This is a genomic window from Pseudotamlana agarivorans, from assembly GCF_001642835.1.
In the GTDB taxonomy this organism is placed as follows: domain Bacteria; phylum Bacteroidota; class Bacteroidia; order Flavobacteriales; family Flavobacteriaceae; genus Pseudotamlana; species Pseudotamlana agarivorans.
Map to the genome: position 1 here is coordinate 81,055 of NZ_LXEI01000002.1, position 17,068 is coordinate 98,122.

At 34.6% G+C, this 17,068-nt stretch carries 15 protein-coding genes and 1 pseudogene; 8 read left to right on the top strand and 8 right to left on the bottom strand.

What is annotated here, in order from left to right:
- Positions 1–160: 160 nt before the first annotated feature.
- From A6I66_RS03730 to A6I66_RS03745, 4 genes are read right to left on the bottom strand one after another with little or no spacing between them, the layout of a single operon-like run.
- Positions 161–1,114, bottom strand: a complete 954-nt coding sequence (locus tag A6I66_RS03730) for an alpha/beta fold hydrolase (protein ID WP_067145755.1) — start codon at positions 1,112–1,114, stop codon at positions 161–163.
- A 32-nt stretch (positions 1,115–1,146) separates the two neighbouring features.
- Entirely contained in the window at positions 1,147–1,485 is a 339-nt protein-coding gene (locus A6I66_RS03735; RefSeq protein WP_067145757.1) for an Hpt domain-containing protein, read from the bottom strand.
- Positions 1,486–1,872 carry a response regulator gene (locus A6I66_RS03740; RefSeq protein ID WP_067145759.1) on the bottom strand — a complete coding sequence of 129 codons (387 nt, stop codon included), beginning with the start codon at positions 1,870–1,872 and terminating at the stop codon, positions 1,486–1,488.
- Positions 1,865–4,546, bottom strand: a complete 2,682-nt coding sequence (locus A6I66_RS03745; RefSeq protein ID WP_067145761.1) for a tetratricopeptide repeat-containing hybrid sensor histidine kinase/response regulator — start codon at positions 4,544–4,546, stop codon at positions 1,865–1,867. The genes A6I66_RS03740 and A6I66_RS03745 overlap by 8 nt, the downstream gene beginning before the upstream one ends.
- A gap of 125 nt (positions 4,547–4,671) precedes the next feature.
- Between A6I66_RS03745 and A6I66_RS03750 the strand changes: the two genes are divergently transcribed.
- A complete protein-coding gene (locus tag A6I66_RS03750; protein ID WP_067145763.1) occupies positions 4,672–5,403 on the top strand; it encodes a LytR/AlgR family response regulator transcription factor in 732 nt (243 codons plus the stop codon).
- Positions 5,404–5,437: 34 nt separating this feature from the next.
- Here A6I66_RS03750 and A6I66_RS16430 read toward each other — a convergent pair.
- The 3 genes and pseudogenes from A6I66_RS16430 to A6I66_RS03765 form a co-directional block, all read right to left on the bottom strand.
- Positions 5,438–5,974 (bottom strand): annotated as a pseudogene (locus A6I66_RS16430) (IS3 family transposase); the annotation flags it as partial.
- A gap of 314 nt (positions 5,975–6,288) precedes the next feature.
- Positions 6,289–6,624, bottom strand: a complete 336-nt coding sequence (locus A6I66_RS03760; protein WP_211267535.1) for a helix-turn-helix domain-containing protein — start codon at positions 6,622–6,624, stop codon at positions 6,289–6,291.
- Between the two features lie 247 nt (positions 6,625–6,871).
- Complete coding sequence (locus tag A6I66_RS03765) at positions 6,872–7,636, bottom strand: TIGR02757 family protein (protein WP_067145765.1); 765 nt, start codon at positions 7,634–7,636, stop codon at positions 6,872–6,874.
- 221 nt (positions 7,637–7,857) lie between these two features.
- Here A6I66_RS03765 and A6I66_RS03770 point away from each other — a divergent pair, with 221 nt between their 5' ends.
- Together A6I66_RS03770 and A6I66_RS03775 are read left to right on the top strand one after the other, a co-directional pair.
- The gene (locus tag A6I66_RS03770) at positions 7,858–8,667 is read left to right on the top strand and encodes a hypothetical protein (protein WP_067145767.1); all 810 of its coding nucleotides are present in this window, start codon (positions 7,858–7,860) and stop codon (positions 8,665–8,667) included.
- 212 nt (positions 8,668–8,879) lie between these two features.
- On the top strand, positions 8,880–10,064 hold the full coding sequence (locus tag A6I66_RS03775; protein ID WP_067145771.1) for an MFS transporter: 1,185 nt from the start codon (positions 8,880–8,882) through the stop codon (positions 10,062–10,064).
- A gap of 321 nt (positions 10,065–10,385) precedes the next feature.
- Here A6I66_RS03775 and A6I66_RS03780 read toward each other — a convergent pair whose 3' ends face one another.
- Positions 10,386–11,048: an ABC transporter ATP-binding protein gene (locus tag A6I66_RS03780; RefSeq protein ID WP_067145773.1), complete on the bottom strand. Its 663-nt coding sequence runs from the start codon at positions 11,046–11,048 to the stop codon at positions 10,386–10,388.
- 366 nt (positions 11,049–11,414) lie between these two features.
- Here A6I66_RS03780 and folE point away from each other — a divergent pair, with 366 nt between their 5' ends.
- From folE to yidC, 5 genes are all read left to right on the top strand, one after another.
- Positions 11,415–12,002: a GTP cyclohydrolase I FolE gene (folE, locus tag A6I66_RS03785; protein ID WP_067145775.1), complete on the top strand. Its 588-nt coding sequence runs from the start codon at positions 11,415–11,417 to the stop codon at positions 12,000–12,002.
- A 42-nt stretch (positions 12,003–12,044) separates the two neighbouring features.
- Positions 12,045–12,311 carry a hypothetical protein gene (locus A6I66_RS03790; protein WP_067145777.1) on the top strand — a complete coding sequence of 89 codons (267 nt, stop codon included), beginning with the start codon at positions 12,045–12,047 and terminating at the stop codon, positions 12,309–12,311.
- A 5-nt stretch (positions 12,312–12,316) separates the two neighbouring features.
- Positions 12,317–12,946, top strand: coding sequence for a class I SAM-dependent DNA methyltransferase (locus A6I66_RS03795; RefSeq protein WP_067145779.1), 630 nt, complete (start codon positions 12,317–12,319; stop codon positions 12,944–12,946).
- A gap of 242 nt (positions 12,947–13,188) precedes the next feature.
- Positions 13,189–14,829, top strand: coding sequence for a CTP synthase (locus A6I66_RS03800; protein ID WP_067145781.1), 1,641 nt, complete (start codon positions 13,189–13,191; stop codon positions 14,827–14,829).
- A gap of 113 nt (positions 14,830–14,942) precedes the next feature.
- Positions 14,943–16,835 carry a membrane protein insertase YidC gene (gene yidC / locus A6I66_RS03805; protein WP_067145783.1) on the top strand — a complete coding sequence of 631 codons (1,893 nt, stop codon included), beginning with the start codon at positions 14,943–14,945 and terminating at the stop codon, positions 16,833–16,835.
- The last annotated feature ends 233 nt before the right edge of the window (positions 16,836–17,068 follow it).

Consider the following 17,068-nt stretch of genomic DNA (forward strand, 5'->3'; position numbering starts at 1 on the left):
GCTTGATGAAACTTCATCGAGCGCCTTTTTAACGGTCTCGACTATGAGTAGTTGTGTGGTTTAGCGGTTAATTTTGCAAGTACACACTAAACTAAAAATCTGCGAGGATTTTTAGAAGTAGGCGGAAAAAGCAATTACTTATAGCCAATGTTGGTAACAGTTATTTTAAATTAATTATTCTCTGAATTCCTTGAATGACTAGTACTGGTTCTTCATAATGGAAATAATGAGAAGCATTTGTGGAAAAAATCAGTTCACAATCATTTAATTTCAACATCCATTCTGTCAAATGCCGTACACGATCTTTATTTTTTACTTTGAAAAATTCAGCATCATCTTTCCAAGGTTTTACAAACCCTTTCGGTACAGGAGGAACCGTTTCGGGTATTTTTAATCCAGCAAAAACTACCATAGGTTTTTCGGGCTCAACACCAAGTTGCCTATCTTCTACAAGGCGTTTGTGAAATTTGGTTGTCTCATCCAATTCTAAAAGGATGCCTGATTTTTCCTCTATTTTTCCGCTTGCCATCATTTCTTTTAAATATACTTTAAAACTATCCTCAATAAATTCATTCGCTACTTTAGGGTCAATTTTTAGATCTAACCATTTCCGATCTCTTTCTTCTTTATTCCGCATAAAATCATTCGGGTCTACATATATTAAGCCTTTAACTTCGGTTGGAAAATGTCCTGCATAGGTTCTAATAATCGCACCACCCCAAGAATGTCCAACAAGAATATAAGGTTCGGGGAGCTTTAAATGTTTTGTTAGTTTTTGTAAAAGTTTAGCACTATTAAGAGGCGTAGGTGCGACATTGTTTTGTTCGGAGTTGCCTAACCCAGAGCGGGAGTAGGCAAATACGGGTGTAAATTTAGATAAACTGTCGTAAACAACATTGAAACTATTGAGGTCTTCTCCTAATCCCGACTCAAAAATCACTACATGATTTTTTTCGTTTAAATGGTTCATACCTGCCAATTTATATTCATATTTATAGCCTTCGATTTCTATAAAGTCGCTCTGTGAAGTATTGTTTTGCCCAAAAATAGGCCATATGCATATTGATAACCCGAATAATATCCATCTTGATTTTTGTGTAAGTATGTTTTTCATAATATTGGTTTTTTGTTTTAATTGTTGCCGTTTTATGTCAAATCAATTAAAACATCTTTAAGTGAATTAATTGAATTAATGGAGATACCCTTCGCCTGAGAAAAGTATTTATTTATATCGTCTAGCTTTTTCTCTTTAACTGCTTCTTCTATTTTAACTAAGACATCTTTTAGGGATGTAATTCCCATAAAATCAGTTTGAGGTTTTAATGAATGCGCGTTAATACGAAGTTGCTCCCAATCTCGATCATCAACATTACGTTGCATTTCTTCAAAAGTTTTTGGAGCAACATCAAGATACAATGAAATGTAACGCTTCATTTTTTTTGCATCACCTTTTGTGAATTTCTCTAAAAAACTTAAATCAACCATCTAAACATTTGCTTTTATGAGTTGATAAATTTCATCGAAAGCTTCCTGGCCTTTAATAACGTAATGTATGGCACCATACATGATGGTTTTTGCCGCTGTAGCATAACTCTTCTGACTTGACAGAATAATTACCGGCAGAGCTTTGTTTTGTTTCTTGATGTCCCTTAAAATATCGATCCCATTCGCAGCGTCTTTTTCTTTCGAATTCAAATAGTAGTCTAAAACGATGGCGTCCGGATTTTTGTTTAAATTTTGTAAGCACGCCTCTCCGGTTGGAAACGACTGTATATTGAATCCGGCGTATTGTTGTGTGAAATAATCTGAAAGCATTTCAGATAATAAGGGCTCGTCATCTACTATAAAAATTAACGGATTATTCTTATTCATGATTCTTTATTTTTATGCTATGTATCTTATGTAATAATTCAGTCGTATCAAAGGGCTTTCCGATAAAATCATTCATCCCAACTTTGTAACATTTATCTACTTCTTCCTTTAATACATTGGCAGTCATGGCAATGATTGGGGTATTTGATTTGTCATCATTAAATGCCCTAATGGTTTTAGTTGCCTCATAGCCATTCATTTTTGGCATTTGCACATCCATGAGAATGACATCGTACGCATTCGATTTCACTTTCTCTACGGCAATAGCTCCATTTTCCGCGAGATCTACCCGGACATTCTCAATGGCGTCTTCCAATTCTTCTTTTGCCACGACGGCATTGAACTGATTGTCTTCAACCAATAGTACCTGAATGCCTTTTAGTTGGTCAGTATTGCTGGCGGAAGTTTCCTCTTGAACTTGTTCTATTAGGTCTTCAGAAATTTCATAAGGAATCATGAAATGAAACCGACTGCCTTTTCCTTTTTCACTTTCTACCCAAATTTTACCCTTCTGCAGTTCTACTAGCTTCTTAGAAATACTTAAGCCCAATCCTGTCCCCCCAAACTTTCGGCTCGTATCGCTATAGGCTTGTTCAAAGGATCTGAATATCTTTTCAATTCTATCTTCCTCAATGCCGATACCCGTATCAGAAACGGTAAAATGAAGATGCAATGTGTCCCCTTCTTTTTCTGAAGTGATTTTTGTGGTAACGACTCCTTTTTCCGTAAACTTTATGGCATTCCCAATTAAGTTAAACAGGATTTGACGCAAACGTGCGGCGTCACCCTTTACGGTTAAATTTTCAGAGGGGATGCTTTTCTTCAATTCCAGGCCTTTCTCTTCAGCCTTAAATTCCATAACAGAGTGAACATTGTTCACCAAGACGGAAACAGAAAAAGTCTCATGCTCCAACTCAATTTTATTGGCTTCAATTTTAGAGATATCTAGAATATCATTGATAATGACCAATAGAGCGTCTGATGACTGTTTAATTCCTTCTAAATATTCTGTTTGATCGGCTTTGGGTTGACGCCTTATCAAAATATCCGTCATGCCTTTAATGGCGTTCATAGGCGTACGAATTTCATGGCTCATATTTGCTAAGAATTGATGCTTAGCTCGTTCTGAAGCTTGTGCTTTTTGTTTTTCAGCTTCTATAATTTTCTCCGTCCTTCTCGAATGCCTCAAACGAAAGAACAAGCCTAGTGCAAATAATAATGCACCAATACCTAAAGCTAAAAGTAAGTTTTTGGTGTTCTTTTGAGCACTTAATTCTTCTTGAAACGCCAGTTCATCCTTCAATTGTTTTTGTTGAAAAGTACTTTCCAGCTCTAAACGTGTTACTTCTTGTGCATTTCTAAGCACAGTCATGGAATCTTTAATGGCAACTTGTTTCTCATAGGCGTTTAATGATTGTTGGAAGTTGCCAAGTGCCTTTTGTGATTTATAGATGATTTCATTGGCGCGTTTGGCTTCATTTAAGTTTTGTCCGGACTTGAACGATAAGCTTTTTTTAGCTATCGCTATACTTTTTTTAAAGTCTTTTAAAGCAAGATAAGTGGCAGCCAATTCCGTATAATAATAAGCAGATCCATAAGGTGAAGCTCCTGAATTAAGGTCCTCGTAATGATTTTTTATTTTTAATAATTTGTCCAGGGCTTTTTCATGGTCTCCCATCACATTATAAGCGCCCGCTTCAGCGGTATATGCCTCATGTGCACAAGAGTTGCATAAAGGATCGGAATCTGCCTCCGGCACCATTATCGAAATGGCCTTTTCCGCCTTTTCTAACGCATCCGTGGGTCTATTCATTTTTAAGTAGAGCTTTGATAGCTCTATATTAGCTGAACCTTTAGCTAAGGTAAGGTCTAATGCTTTGGCAGATTCAGCTTGTTCCATAAAATATTTCTCAGCCTCCTGGTAGTTACCAATATCCATGTGAATATCTCCCACAGATTGAAAACTAAAAGTGATCCACTCATTCTTCACATCAAATTTTTTAGCGAGCTGCAAACCTTTGAGATAGTGTTTTAAGGCCTTTGGATATTCGGAACGTGCATTAAATATGAGTCCTGTAGTCAAATTATCCGTTATATTATCCATTATTAATTGGCTATTAAGTTTTTGCAATTGTTCATCACCTAGATTGTTCTGTTCATTTTCTAGCTTAGAATTTTCTCGATCCAGCTGTTCTTCTAACAATGCCATTAAATAGTCATCGCTATATTTCGGGTTTTCACATGCCATATTAAGCCCGGTGGTGTATGCTATCGCATTAATAATATTTTGCGCTTTATTTGTCATTATAGCCAAATTCATTAGTTCATCTAACTGAGTGCACTTTTCATTATCAATTTGTTGCAGTTCAGATACTTCATAGATAATCTTGAAGAACAAAAATGTATAACGATACTGATTGTCCTTATATTTTTCTTCGAGGGTCAGGGCACTATCTAAAGCGTCGTACAATTTGTGTTTATACTCTTCTGGCAGTCGACTTGAAGGCTTAATTTGATACTCCAAAATGGAATGGAATGATTTTAGCCGTTCTTCTTCCGAAAGTTCTTTGTTTTCCCATTTATCAAACATACCATCGTAATCAAAATCTTGTGCAAATGATAATGATGGTGTAAATAGTATTAAAGTAAGAAGCGTATATATAATGTTTTTCATTTTGTTTGTTTTGATGTACTAAGGTAGAGACAGCATAAATATTTTGATGTTATTGACTTATTTAATGGTATTTTAAATTATCTAACGGTAGATAATTATTATTATTTATCTTGCACATAATAGATATGAAACCATTAAAGGCATTAATAGTTGAAGACGATAGGTTTATGGCTACTGTACTTGCGGATATGCTAGAACACCACCGTGACATTATTTCCGTTGTGGGAGTTTCTTCTACAGGAAATGAAGCCATTTCAATGATCACTGAAAGACAACCTCAAGTGGTATTTTTGGATGTTGAATTACCGGATATGACCGGTTTTGAGATGCTAGGTCAATTGGAGGGAATTAATTTTCAAACTATTTTCACTACTGCGCATAGCGATTATGCCATTAAGGCCTTTCGATTTAATGCTTTAGATTATTTAGTAAAACCTATCAAGGAGAACGAATTGGAGGAGTCATTAAACCGACTTTTAAAGTCTAATGATAATAGTATTGCCATTAAAAATGCATTGCTGAATATTGAATCTAAATCTGTCGAAGAACAAAAATTAGTGCTTCCTACCCAACAAGGAACCTTGCGATTTGCTTTAAAGCAAATCACCCATATTGAAGGGGAAGGTAACTACAGTTACATTTATTTAGTGAATGGCTATAAAGAACTCTCTTCTAAAAACCTGGCTTACTTTGAAGACATCCTTGAGGATAAAGGTTTTTTTAGATGCCATCGTTCTTATCTTGTCAACAAACATCATATCATGGAATTAAGAAATGATGCATTTATTCTAAAAAGTGGTTTTGAATTGCCTGTTTCGAGGCGCAAGAAGATTAAAGCTAAGAATTGGTTCATCTAGTTTTTTATTGCATTATACTGAACTAGGTCTGTTCTTAAATCGTTAATTCAAGTAAATTTACATTATTTTTCCGATAGGATTTGTATTTAATGTTAGGATTTAAATGAACTTCTGCTGGTTTTCTATGGTCCAGGCTAAAATGCGTTCTTAGGTTGTTATAGATATATACAGCCTGATCCATCATTTTTTGAGCCAGTTCAGTGTTTTTAATGGTTTGTTTTAAACCATATTCATATTTAAGTGTTCTGTTAATGCGTTCAGCCACGGTATTTTCATGCGGATCATACTGTTGAGTCTTACTCATTTTAATTCCATTGTCTTCAGCGAACTTCGTGTATTTAGGGTTACAGTACTGGAAACCTCTGTCAGAGTGATGAATGAGCTTTTTCTTAGGGTATTTTCTATTTTTAATGGCCATAGCGAGTGCATCAGTGCAAAGCGATGTTCTCATAGGGTTGTCTAGTTTATAGCCCATAATTTGTTTAGAATAAGCGTCTGTTACTATAGCGAGGTAATTATGTCCGTTTTCAGTTTTAATATATGTTATGTCGCATACCCAAAGTTGTTCAGGCCGAGTGGGACGTGGTTTTTTACAAGGTTTTTATATTTTTTGTACATATGGTTTGAGTCTGTAGTAGAAATGTAGTTTTTAGATTTAGGAACTAAAAGATTATTGAGTCTTAAGATTCGGTAAAACTTATCCCTACCAATCTTAATATCAGCCTCTATGAAGTCCTGTTTTAGTTCAGAGTACAACTTAATTCCTTCCAGTTTTTGAGCCTATTTTTATACGGTAGTCCTTGACCATTTTGATTATTTTCTGATGGTCTATTTGTTGTTTTTGTTGGGTTTTGAGCCGTTTGTAGAAGGCTTGTTTACTAATCCCTAAACACCCATATAGCCATTTTCTTTTATACGGTTTTTCTTCTTTCGCTCTATCTCTTTTGCTAATGTTTTGGGCAAGGACTTTTTTGACATATCGACGTCTGTATTGAGTTCCATATCAGCGATAATATCTTGCTGAAAGTCTTTTACGAACTCAAGTTCTTCAATCTTTTCTTTTAATTTTTTAATCTCATCGTTTTTACTCATACCTTTATTTTGTTGTACTAAGGTACTGTATTTTCTCAACCAATAGGATATGGTTGTTCTAGGAACATCATGTTTTTTAGAAGCTTGGTTATTGGAAATCTGCCCGCTAAGAATTTGGTCAACGACCAAAAGTTTGGTCTCTAAGGTTGCTTTTTGATAGTTTTTTTTTCGCCAGTGTTGTTTTTCATATTATTGGTTTTTTGTTTTAATTCTGACTAACGTAAAATTATGTTTCTAAAAATCAGTGGTTTATAAATATCCGGTTTTTTCATAATTATTAAAACTTTCTGCTTCAATTTACTCAATTTTACGTTAACTTACGTACTGAGGAGTTTTTGGGGTTCTATGGGGATTGTTGCCAACTATAAACAATTAACTAAAACCCTTCAAAAACACCCAATCCAAAAAGCGCAAAGTCATATTTTACGGGGTCTTTAGGGTCTAGTTTTCTTAAAGCAGTGTCTAATTCGGTTAACGCTTTGGAGTCGTTTTGTTTTCTCTTAAGAAGCCCTAACTTTCTGGCCACATTTCCCGAATGAACATCTAGCGGACAAGATAATTTAGATGCGGAAATGGAAGTCCAAATACCAAAATCGACGCCAGCATGGTCATTTCTTACAAGCCATCGTAACATCATGTTCAGACGTTTTGCTGCCGATCCTTTGTTGGGATCGCCAACATGTTTTAATGTTCGTGAAGGATGATTTATGGAAAAGAAAGTCTTTTTAAATTCGTGAATGGCAGGCTGCATACTATGTTCTGAGGCATGACTCATAAATACTTTTTCTAAACCCCCATGATTTAAATAAATGTTTTTTAGGGAGCTAATGAAGTATTTTAGGTCTTCGGCATTAAATGTACGGTGTACAAAACCATCAAAGGCATCGAGGTGATGCGTCTTGTGATTCATTACAAAATCATATGGCGAATTACCGAGTAGTTGCATGATTTTATCGGCGTTTTTAATAATCATTTTCCGATTACCCCAAGCGATAGTGGCAGCCAGAAAAGAAGCAATTTCAATATCTTCTTTTAATGAAAATCGATGAGGTATTTGTATGGGATCACTATCTATAAACTTCGGATTGTTATATTCCAATACTTTGCTGTCTAGGAACTCTTTTAATTCTGTGGTATTCAATATAAAAGTTTGATTTAGTTTTAAGATATAAAAATACCAATTATTAAGTTAATCAACTGAAGGTTTAAATCTTAAGAACTATTAAAATCACAGATAAAAAGATGTAAATCATCGATGAAATGTAATTTTATCTATAAAAAGTCATATTTCAGCCTTAGTTTTGAACTAAAATTCTATCAAATAACGTTATTTTTGAAACGAATAAAGTAAACACAGACATTATGAAAAAATTAATCATTCCAGTTTTAGCACTTTTATTTATAGCATGTGATGATGCAAAAGATGCTGTTAATGAAGCTGTAAAGCCTACAGAAACTATTGAAGCTATTCAAGAGTACGCTTTGGTTAATCAGATATTCCAAGATATTGGAAATAATAATGGTGATGCCATTTTGCAAGCAGAAGGATCTTCTTCAGCAAAACTTGAAGGTACTAAAAATAGCCCTGAAATTACGGTGACACCTATGGATTTAACCACATTTCCTAAAACTATTACTGTTGATTTTCAAGACGGAACTTTAGGTCGTGATGGTATTACTAGAAAAGGTATTGTAACTATTGTTTCAACAGGCTGGTACGGTGAAGAAGGAACCACGCATACGGCAACTTTTGATGGGTTTTATCACAACGCCTACAAAGTAGAAGGGACTCAAGTTGTTGAAAATTTAGGTGAAGATGAAGATGGAAATTTAAAATATAGTGTTACCATTGAAAACGGTAAAATTACTGATAACAACGGTGCAGCTATTTTATATAGTGAGGATTCTTATAGAACATGGATTTCTGGAGCTGATACGCCATTAAATATTTGGGATGACGAATACTTGTTAGGTGGTACACAATCTGGTGAAAGTTCAAATGGTATCGCATATGAGCTAGCGGTTGAAGAGTCTTTACATTTTGTGTTATTGCCAAGAGCAGTAAAAGCAGGTGTTCTTAGACTTGATGTTGGAGTGTTTGATAATGTTATTTTAGATTATTCTGCTAAAACCATAACCATTTTAGGTATTACATATCCTTTAGAACAATAATTACTTACAATTAAGTTTTAATCTTATAAAATGCCCCGAAGCTCTGGCTTCGGGGTTTCTTTTTTTATAATCTTTCCAATGTGATTGCTAGAATTTAGTTGGCTCGACATAGTTGTGATGAATTCATTTTCAATATTATAACAGATCGTAATTTTAAAAAAATATTTATTTAATAATAAACCCTAAATTCGTGACTTATATTTTTAATTAATTTGGATCTTTCTAAGCGCATTTTACCCATTATCGTCTTTTCTCAATTTTGCTGCACTTCCTTGTGGTTTGCGGGAAATGGTGTTATTAATGACTTAATTATCACCTTTAAACTAGAGACTTCGGCTTTAGGGTTATTAACATCAGCGGTTCAATTTGGTTTTATCATAGGCACTTTTTTGTTCGCCTTTTTTACTATTACCGATCGTTTTTCGCCTTCAAAAGTGTTTTTCGTCTGTGCTTTATCAGGTGCTTTTTTTAATGCATTGGTTGTTTTGCCTAACCAGACTATTTACAGTTTAATGTTGTTGCGTTTTTTAACGGGCTTCTTTTTGGCCGGAATTTATCCTGTGGGCATGAAAATAGCCGCCGATTATTACCAAAAAGGCCTTGGGAAATCCTTAGGGTTTCTAGTGGGCGCTCTAGTATTAGGAACGGCATTTCCTCATTTATTGAAAGGCTTCAGTGGGCTTTTTCCGTGGGAGTATGTGGTGTACATTACATCGGCTATTGCGGTTTCAGGCGGGATTTTAATTTTCGTTTTTGTTCCAGATGGACCTTTTAGAAAATCCGCGAAAGCGATAGACCTATCTGCGATATTTAAAATATTTAAAAGTCCCGATTTCCGTTCGGCAGCTTTTGGGTATTTCGGACACATGTGGGAGCTTTATGCTTTTTGGGCGTTTATACCTTTGCTGCTTACCACTTATGTTAAAATGCATCCAGGTACAAGTTTTAATATCCCATTATTAAGTTTTAGTATTATCGCTCTAGGCGGAATGGCTTGCGTGATAGCTGGATATTTATCCCAAAAATTTAAAACCATACATGTCGCTACTTCGGCATTAGTGCTTTCTTGCATTTGTTGTTTGGTATCGCCTTTGTTTTTTGAAATAAAGTCGGAAGTTGTTTTTGTAGCTTTTGCTGTATTCTGGGGTATGGTGGTTATTGCCGATTCGCCACTATTTTCAACTTTGGTAGCTAACACTGTGAGCCCTGAGTTTAAAGGTACAGCGCTTACCATTGTAAATTGTTTGGGCTATAGTTTGACTATAATTAGTATTATGCTTTTTAATTATTTGATGACTTTTGTACCCTTAAATTATCTTTTCGTTATACTGGCTATTGGACCGATTATAGGTGTCTCAGCCTTAGTATCTAAAATGGTTTTTAAGAAAAAAGCCTAGTGTTTATATTTGGTGGAAATTCAAGTTTAATTTTGGTTTTAGGCTACTTAGTCAAAACGGTTTTATGGCCTATCGAAAATTTATCGTGAAATTTGAAGTGAAAACACCGTAAAATTTCAGGCTGTTTGAGCTAAGCGAATTTTAAAAGTTACCTCTAACTATTGTTGCGAGTTCCTGAAATTTAGGTGTCGAACGTAAAATTTAGATAAAGGTTCGTAAGCCTAGATTTTTTTGGTTCGTTTTTTCATCAATGGAAAAAATGAACTACAACATAATTAAGGAAGGGAATGATATGGAAGCGCTTCTTAAAAAAACAAAAAATTAAGAAATTATTTTACCATCAACCATGCTTAATTTTCTGTCGGCCATATTGGCTAAATCTTCATTATGCGTTACAATAACAAAGGTTTGACCAAATTCATCACGCAATTTAAAAAACAAATTGTGAAGGTTTTCGGCCGATTCACTATCTAAGTTGCCAGAAGGTTCATCGGCAAAAATTAAAGCTGGACTATTAATTAAAGCTCGTGCTACCGCAACACGTTGTTGTTCACCTCCCGAAAGTTCGTTAGGCTTATGGTCGTAGCGGTGTGATAGTCCTAAGAAATCAAGTAGCTCTTTACCGCGTTTTTCAGCTTCAGCTTTATTGGTGCCTTTAATAAACGCAGGTAAACAAACATTTTCTAAGGCTGTAAATTCAGGAAGTAATTGATGAAACTGGAAAATAAATCCGATGTGTTCATTTCTAAATTTGGCTAAGGCTTTATCTTTAAGGCTGTTTATCTTCGTCTTATTGATTATCAATTCGTAGGGAGTTCTTGACGAAGCTTTGTCTAAAGTCCCTAAAATTTGTAATAAAGTCGTTTTTCCAGCACCAGAAGCCCCTACAATGGATACGACTTCCCCTTTTTTAATATGAATATCGACACCTTTTAAAACTTGTAAATCACCGTAAAATTTATGAATGTTTTTTGCTTGAATCATCTATAGTAAATAACAGGGGTGAATTTACTACTTTAAAGCGTTATGAACAATTAAGTTTCTTTTTTTTGTCATATCTACTTTTAAGTATATTTTTATTGAATAGCTATTCTAGCACTCGAAGTTCGATAATTAAACAATAATGAGAAACATAAAAATCTAATTATGGAAATTATTTTACCTATTTTTAATGGAATAATAGTAATTCTTGGAATAATTGCCTTAAGAAAAGATACAAATAGATCAATGAAGCAATTGTTGACTATTATTATTGTACTGTCTACGATTTGCCTCTTTGGATATTTTCTAAGTAAGTCCATGGTTTATATGTTCAATTAAAAATAAAGCTTAACAAATAACAACCATTTTATGCCATATAAAAGTTTTGAAGAATATAGTGATGAAATCACCGATGGAATTACCAATCAATATAAAAATATTATAGAAGATTTAGGGGAAGATACCCAGCGCGAAGGTTTAGTAAAAACTCCCGAACGTGCGGCAAAAGCCATGCAGTTTTTAACTCAAGGTTACGATCAAGATCCTGTTGAAATTTTAAAGGGGGCGATGTTTGAAGAGTCTTATAACGAAATGGTTATTGTTAAAGATATCGAGTTATACTCCCTTTGCGAGCATCATATATTACCTTTTTTTGGAAAGGCGCATATTGCATACATTCCAAACGGACATATTGTTGGTTTAAGTAAATTACCTCGCGTTGTTGATGTTTTTGCTAGACGTTTACAAGTTCAAGAGCGTTTAACCAAGCAAATTTTAGATTGTATTAACGATACGCTTAAACCTCAAGGCGTCGCTGTAGTTATTGAAGCTTCGCACATGTGCATGATGATGCGTGGGGTACAAAAACAAAACTCGGTAACGACAACTTCAGGGTTTCGTGGTCAGTTTGAAAAAAACGAAACTAGAAACGAGTTTTTAAAACTGGTAGGAAAATAATTTTGGTCTGTTTCTTGAAAGAGTTTTACCTAAAATGCTACAATGAATAAATACAAAAAATTAGTACTCAGTATTGTACTGGACCTTATTGGATGTGTCTCCTATTTTTTTCCTGGTGTCGGCGAATTCATAGATGTTGTTTGGGCACCAATTTCTGGGTGGATAATGACTAAAATGTACAAAGGGAAACCAGGAAAAATCGCTGGGGTGGTTTCTTTTGTTGAGGAAGTTTTACCGGGGACAGATATTATTCCAACCTTTACTATCATGTGGTTTTACACTTATGTTTTTGAAGATAAAAAGAAGTAAAAACAATGAATGCGAATAACGAAACTTTTGCTACATGGGATAAAATTGCCCAATTGTATGAAGCTAAGTTTATGAAAGAAGAACTCTATAATGCTTCTTACGATTATTTTTGTGCGCTACTTGCCAATTCAAAAGCAAAAATAATGGATGTTGCTTGTGGTCCTGGAAATATAACGCAGTACCTTTTAAAAAAACATCCCACTTGTGAGATTTTAGGTGTCGATATTGCTCCCAATATGATTGCTTTGGCAGAAAAGAACAATCCTACGGCTAAATTTAAAACCATGGATATTCGATTAATTGGTGAGTTTACAGACAAATATCACGGTATTATTTGTGGTTTTTGTGTGCCATATCTTTCCGAAGACGAATGCCATGCATTAATTTCTAATGCAAGTACTTTGCTGCATAACGAAGGGGTTTTATATTTAAGTTTTGTAGAAGGAGACCCTAAAGATTCTAAATATAAATCGGGCAATGCCGGCAGAGTATTTTTTTACTACCACCGTTTACAAACTATAAAAACACAATTACTGGATAACGGATTTAGTGTTTTAGAAACTATAAACCTTCCCTTTAAAACCTCCGACACAACTTCAGAAACACATACTATTTTAGTTGCGAAAAAGTTATAGTTTCAAAATTTCAAAGCATTTCAGTTTGTGACTTGTTATTTTTTAGAAAGAATTTTAGTGCAAATTAATCACTGTGTTTTTTTCTTATAAAAGCAGGATCAAATTTATGTGATTCTGTTTGTTTTCAAGGTGTTGATATGTAGTGTTTTGAGTTGTGAATTAGGGTGTTTAAATAATGTTTGTTATTACCGCTCAAATAACTATTAAAATTTCGTAAATTTGCCTGCGTTTAAAAGCGCAACATGACAAGTACTACAAAATACATCTTTGTAACCGGTGGAGTTACATCTTCTTTAGGAAAAGGAATTATAGCAGCATCTCTTGCTAAATTGTTACAAGCTCAAGGTTACCGAGTTACTATTCAAAAATTAGACCCGTATATCAACGTTGATCCAGGAACGTTAAACCCTTACGAGCATGGCGAATGTTATGTGACTGAAGATGGTGCAGAAACCGATTTAGACTTAGGGCATTATGAGCGTTTTTTAAACCGTGCAACCAGTCAGGCAAATAACGTGACCACTGGTAGAATTTACCAAAGTGTAATCGAAAAAGAACGTCGCGGCGAGTTTTTAGGAAAAACAGTTCAGGTTGTTCCACATATTACAGATGAAATTAAAGAACGTATTCAAATTTTAGGTAATTCTGGCGATTATGATATCGTAATTACTGAAATTGGAGGTACTGTAGGTGATATCGAGTCTTTACCATACATCGAAGCTGTACGTCAGTTACGTTGGGATTTAGGTGAAAATAACGGTATTGTTATTCACTTAACGTTAGTGCCATTTTTATCTGCAGCGGGTGAATTAAAAACGAAGCCTACTCAGCACAGTGTTAAAACATTGATGGAAAGTGGAGTACAAGCCGATATTTTAGTGTGTAGAACAGAGCACAATTTACCAAAAGACTTACGTCGTAAATTGGCCTTATTCTGTAATGTTAAGGAGAATGCGGTTATTCAATCTATTGATGCTTCAACTATATATGATGTACCAAACTTGATGTTAGAAGAAGGTTTGGATAAAGTGGTTCTTGAAAAATTAGCGCTTAAAAGTGATGTTCCAGATATTGATAGATGGAACCAGTTTGTACACCGTCATAAAAATCCGAAATCTGAAATTACTATCGGATTAATTGGTAAATACGTTGAGTTGCAAGATTCTTATAAATCTATTTTAGAAGCCTTTATTCACTCAGGAGCTGAGAATGAAGTTAAAGTGAATGTAGAATCTGTTCATTCAGAATATATTAATAAAGATAACGCCAAATTAAAACTAGGACACTTAGATGGTGTTTTGGTAGCACCAGGTTTTGGTGAGCGTGGTATTGATGGTAAAATTGATGCCGTGCAATATGTTAGAGAAAACAATGTGCCATTTTTAGGAATTTGTTTAGGAATGCAAATGGCCGTTATCGAATTTGCTAGAAATGTTCTAGGTATTAAAGATGCTGCATCTTCAGAGATGAATACCAATACCGAGAACGCGGTGATCGATTTAATGGAAGACCAAAAAACCATTACCGATAAAGGTGGAACCATGCGTTTAGGAGCTTGGGCTTGTGAATTAAAATTAGGTTCAGCGGTACGCGATATCTATAAATCTGAAAACATTACCGAACGTCACAGACACCGTTACGAGTTTAATAGTAGTTACAAGGAGCAAATGGAGGCTGCAGGTATGATAGCTACTGGATTAAACCCAGATACTGGTTTAGTAGAAATAGTAGAAATTCCAAAACACCCTTGGTTTGTTGGTGTGCAATACCACCCAGAATATAAAAGTACGGTTGCCAATCCGCACCCATTATTTGTAGCTTTTGTAAAAGCGGCATTAACCAATAGTAGAGGGAAAAAAAGTGCCAGTATGGCAAAAAAATAAATTTGGTGAGTTTATTGCTCAACCAATAAGAGTTTAAAACAAATACTTTGTCATTTTTAAAAACGAAAGCGTTCTCAAAAAGATTGATTCACTAAAATGACAGCAATTTAAATATGGAAGAAAAAAAATTAGACCTTAATTCGATTATAGGATTTGTACTTATTTTCGGAATTTTAGCCTACATGCTGTGGCAAAACCAGCCAACACCTGAAGAACTTGAAGCACAAGAAAAAGCCAAACAAGAGCAAATTGCAGCCGAACAAAAAGCAAATGCAGATCAAGAAACCGCAGTAACCACGGCGGCAGATTATAATACAGGTTCAGGCATTGATTCCTTAAAACAAATTGAATTAAAAAATAAATTAGGTGCTTTTGCTTATTCTGCAATCCAATCTAAAGGCGGCGAAACCGTTGTTGAAAGTGATTTATTTAAACTTAAATTTAGCAGTAAAGGCGGATATCTGTCTGAAGTACAACTAAAAGAGTTTGTAAATTACGATTCGATTCCTATTTATCTTATCCAAGATAAAAATGCTTCATTCAATATTAATTTTGGAACTACCGATAGCCGAATTTTAAACACTCAAGACTTACCATTTATTCCAGAAGTGACTAAAAATGGCGATGTTACTGTCGTTTCTATGAAACTTAAGGTATCGGAATCTAAATTTTTAGAATACCGTTACGAGATTAAAGAGGGTGACTATATGATTGATTTCGCCGTGCGATCTCAAGGATTAGGTGATGTTATCAATAGTGCATCACAGATTAATTTAGATTGGAAACTTAAGGGGTATCGTCATGCTAAAAGTATTTCTTATGAAAATAGATATACTGATATTCATTACGAATACGAAGACGGAAAAGATAATTATACAGGTGCCAGAGATGCCGATAAAGATTTAGATGATGTTACTTGGATAGGCTTTAAACAGCATTTCTTTTCTTCTGTATTGTTAACTGATAAAGCTTTCAAAACGGCGAATATTAAATCGGAAAACTTAGTAGACGACGAAACCATTGATACGGTTTATACAAAAGCATTTGCTGCTAAAATGCCTTTAGCGTTACAAGGTGGCGAGATTAACGAATCAATGGATTGGTATTTTGGTCCAAACGATTTTGATGTATTAAATGCATACGATAGAAACCTTGATGAGCTTGTACCTTTTGGTTGGGGAATCTTTGGTTGGATTAACCGTTATATTTTCATGCCATTATTTAGTTTCCTTGGCGGATTTATGCCTTACGGAATTGCTATTGTTGTGATGACGATTATGGTAAAAATATTATTGTCTTTCGTACAATACAAACAATTCTTGTCTCAGGCCAAAATGAAGATTTTAAAACCTGAATTGGATGAAATCCGTGAAAAGTACAAGAATAACAAAATGAAGGCGCAACAAGAAACTATGGCTTTACAAACCAAGGCAGGCGCTAGTCCGATGGCTGGTTGTTTGCCGGCTTTAGTACAATTGCCTGTGTTTTATGCTTTGTTCCAATTTTTCCCTTCGGCATTCGATTTAAGACAAAAGTCATTCCTTTGGGTAGATGATTTATCATCGTATGATACGATTGCAGAGTTACCGTTTAACATTCCGTTTTATGGAAGTCATGTGAGTTTATTTCCAATTTTAGCTTCTATTGCTATTTTCTTCTATATGCGATTAACTACAGGTCAAAATATGCAATCGCAGCCTCAACAAGAGGGTATGCCTGATATGGCTAAAATGATGAAATACATGATGTATTTCTCACCTATAATGATGTTGTTTTTCTTTAATAACTATGCTTCTGGTTTAAGTTTGTATTACTTTATTTCAAACCTTATTAGTATCGGAATCATTTTAGTGATTAAGAACTTTATTTTGGATGAGGATAAAATTCATGCTCAAATTCAAGAGAATAAAAAGAAACCTAAAAAACAAAATCGTTTCCAAAAGAAAATGGCGGAAATGATGGAGCAAGCTGAGCAGCAACAAAAGGCGCAGCAAAAACGTAAATAATATATCAATAACTTAAAGAGGCTCTCTAAAGGTTGTTCCGATTCTATTAGGCACATCATATTAAAACAGATGGATTTTGATCCTTTGAAAATATGATAAGCTAAGTTTGATTTCTGGAAATATACAACTTTATAGAAAGCCTTTTTTGTACAAGAAAGTTAACAATACGACGTTTTATGTATGTGTTGAATGATTATTGTAAGAGTTTAAATATTTGCAATTGTAATTCCGCG

Excerpts from the sequence above, each read along its gene's own strand:
- A6I66_RS03730 (WP_067145755.1), bottom strand. The coding sequence starts at position 1,114 with ATGAAAAACATACTTACACAAAAATCAAGATGGATATTATTCGGGTTA.
- A6I66_RS03735 (WP_067145757.1), bottom strand. The coding sequence starts at position 1,485 with ATGGTTGATTTAAGTTTTTTAGAGAAATTCACAAAAGGTGATGCAAAA.
- A6I66_RS03740 (WP_067145759.1), bottom strand. The coding sequence starts at position 1,872 with ATGAATAAGAATAATCCGTTAATTTTTATAGTAGATGACGAGCCCTTA.
- A6I66_RS03745 (WP_067145761.1), bottom strand. The coding sequence starts at position 4,546 with ATGAAAAACATTATATATACGCTTCTTACTTTAATACTATTTACACCA.
- A6I66_RS03750 (WP_067145763.1), top strand. The coding sequence starts at position 4,672 with ATGAAACCATTAAAGGCATTAATAGTTGAAGACGATAGGTTTATGGCT.
- A6I66_RS03770 (WP_067145767.1), top strand. The coding sequence starts at position 7,858 with ATGAAAAAATTAATCATTCCAGTTTTAGCACTTTTATTTATAGCATGT.
- A6I66_RS03780 (WP_067145773.1), bottom strand. The coding sequence starts at position 11,048 with ATGATTCAAGCAAAAAACATTCATAAATTTTACGGTGATTTACAAGTT.
- folE (WP_067145775.1), top strand. The coding sequence starts at position 11,415 with ATGCCATATAAAAGTTTTGAAGAATATAGTGATGAAATCACCGATGGA.
- A6I66_RS03790 (WP_067145777.1), top strand. The coding sequence starts at position 12,045 with ATGAATAAATACAAAAAATTAGTACTCAGTATTGTACTGGACCTTATT.
- A6I66_RS03795 (WP_067145779.1), top strand. The coding sequence starts at position 12,317 with ATGAATGCGAATAACGAAACTTTTGCTACATGGGATAAAATTGCCCAA.
- A6I66_RS03800 (WP_067145781.1), top strand. The coding sequence starts at position 13,189 with ATGACAAGTACTACAAAATACATCTTTGTAACCGGTGGAGTTACATCT.
- yidC (WP_067145783.1), top strand. The coding sequence starts at position 14,943 with ATGGAAGAAAAAAAATTAGACCTTAATTCGATTATAGGATTTGTACTT.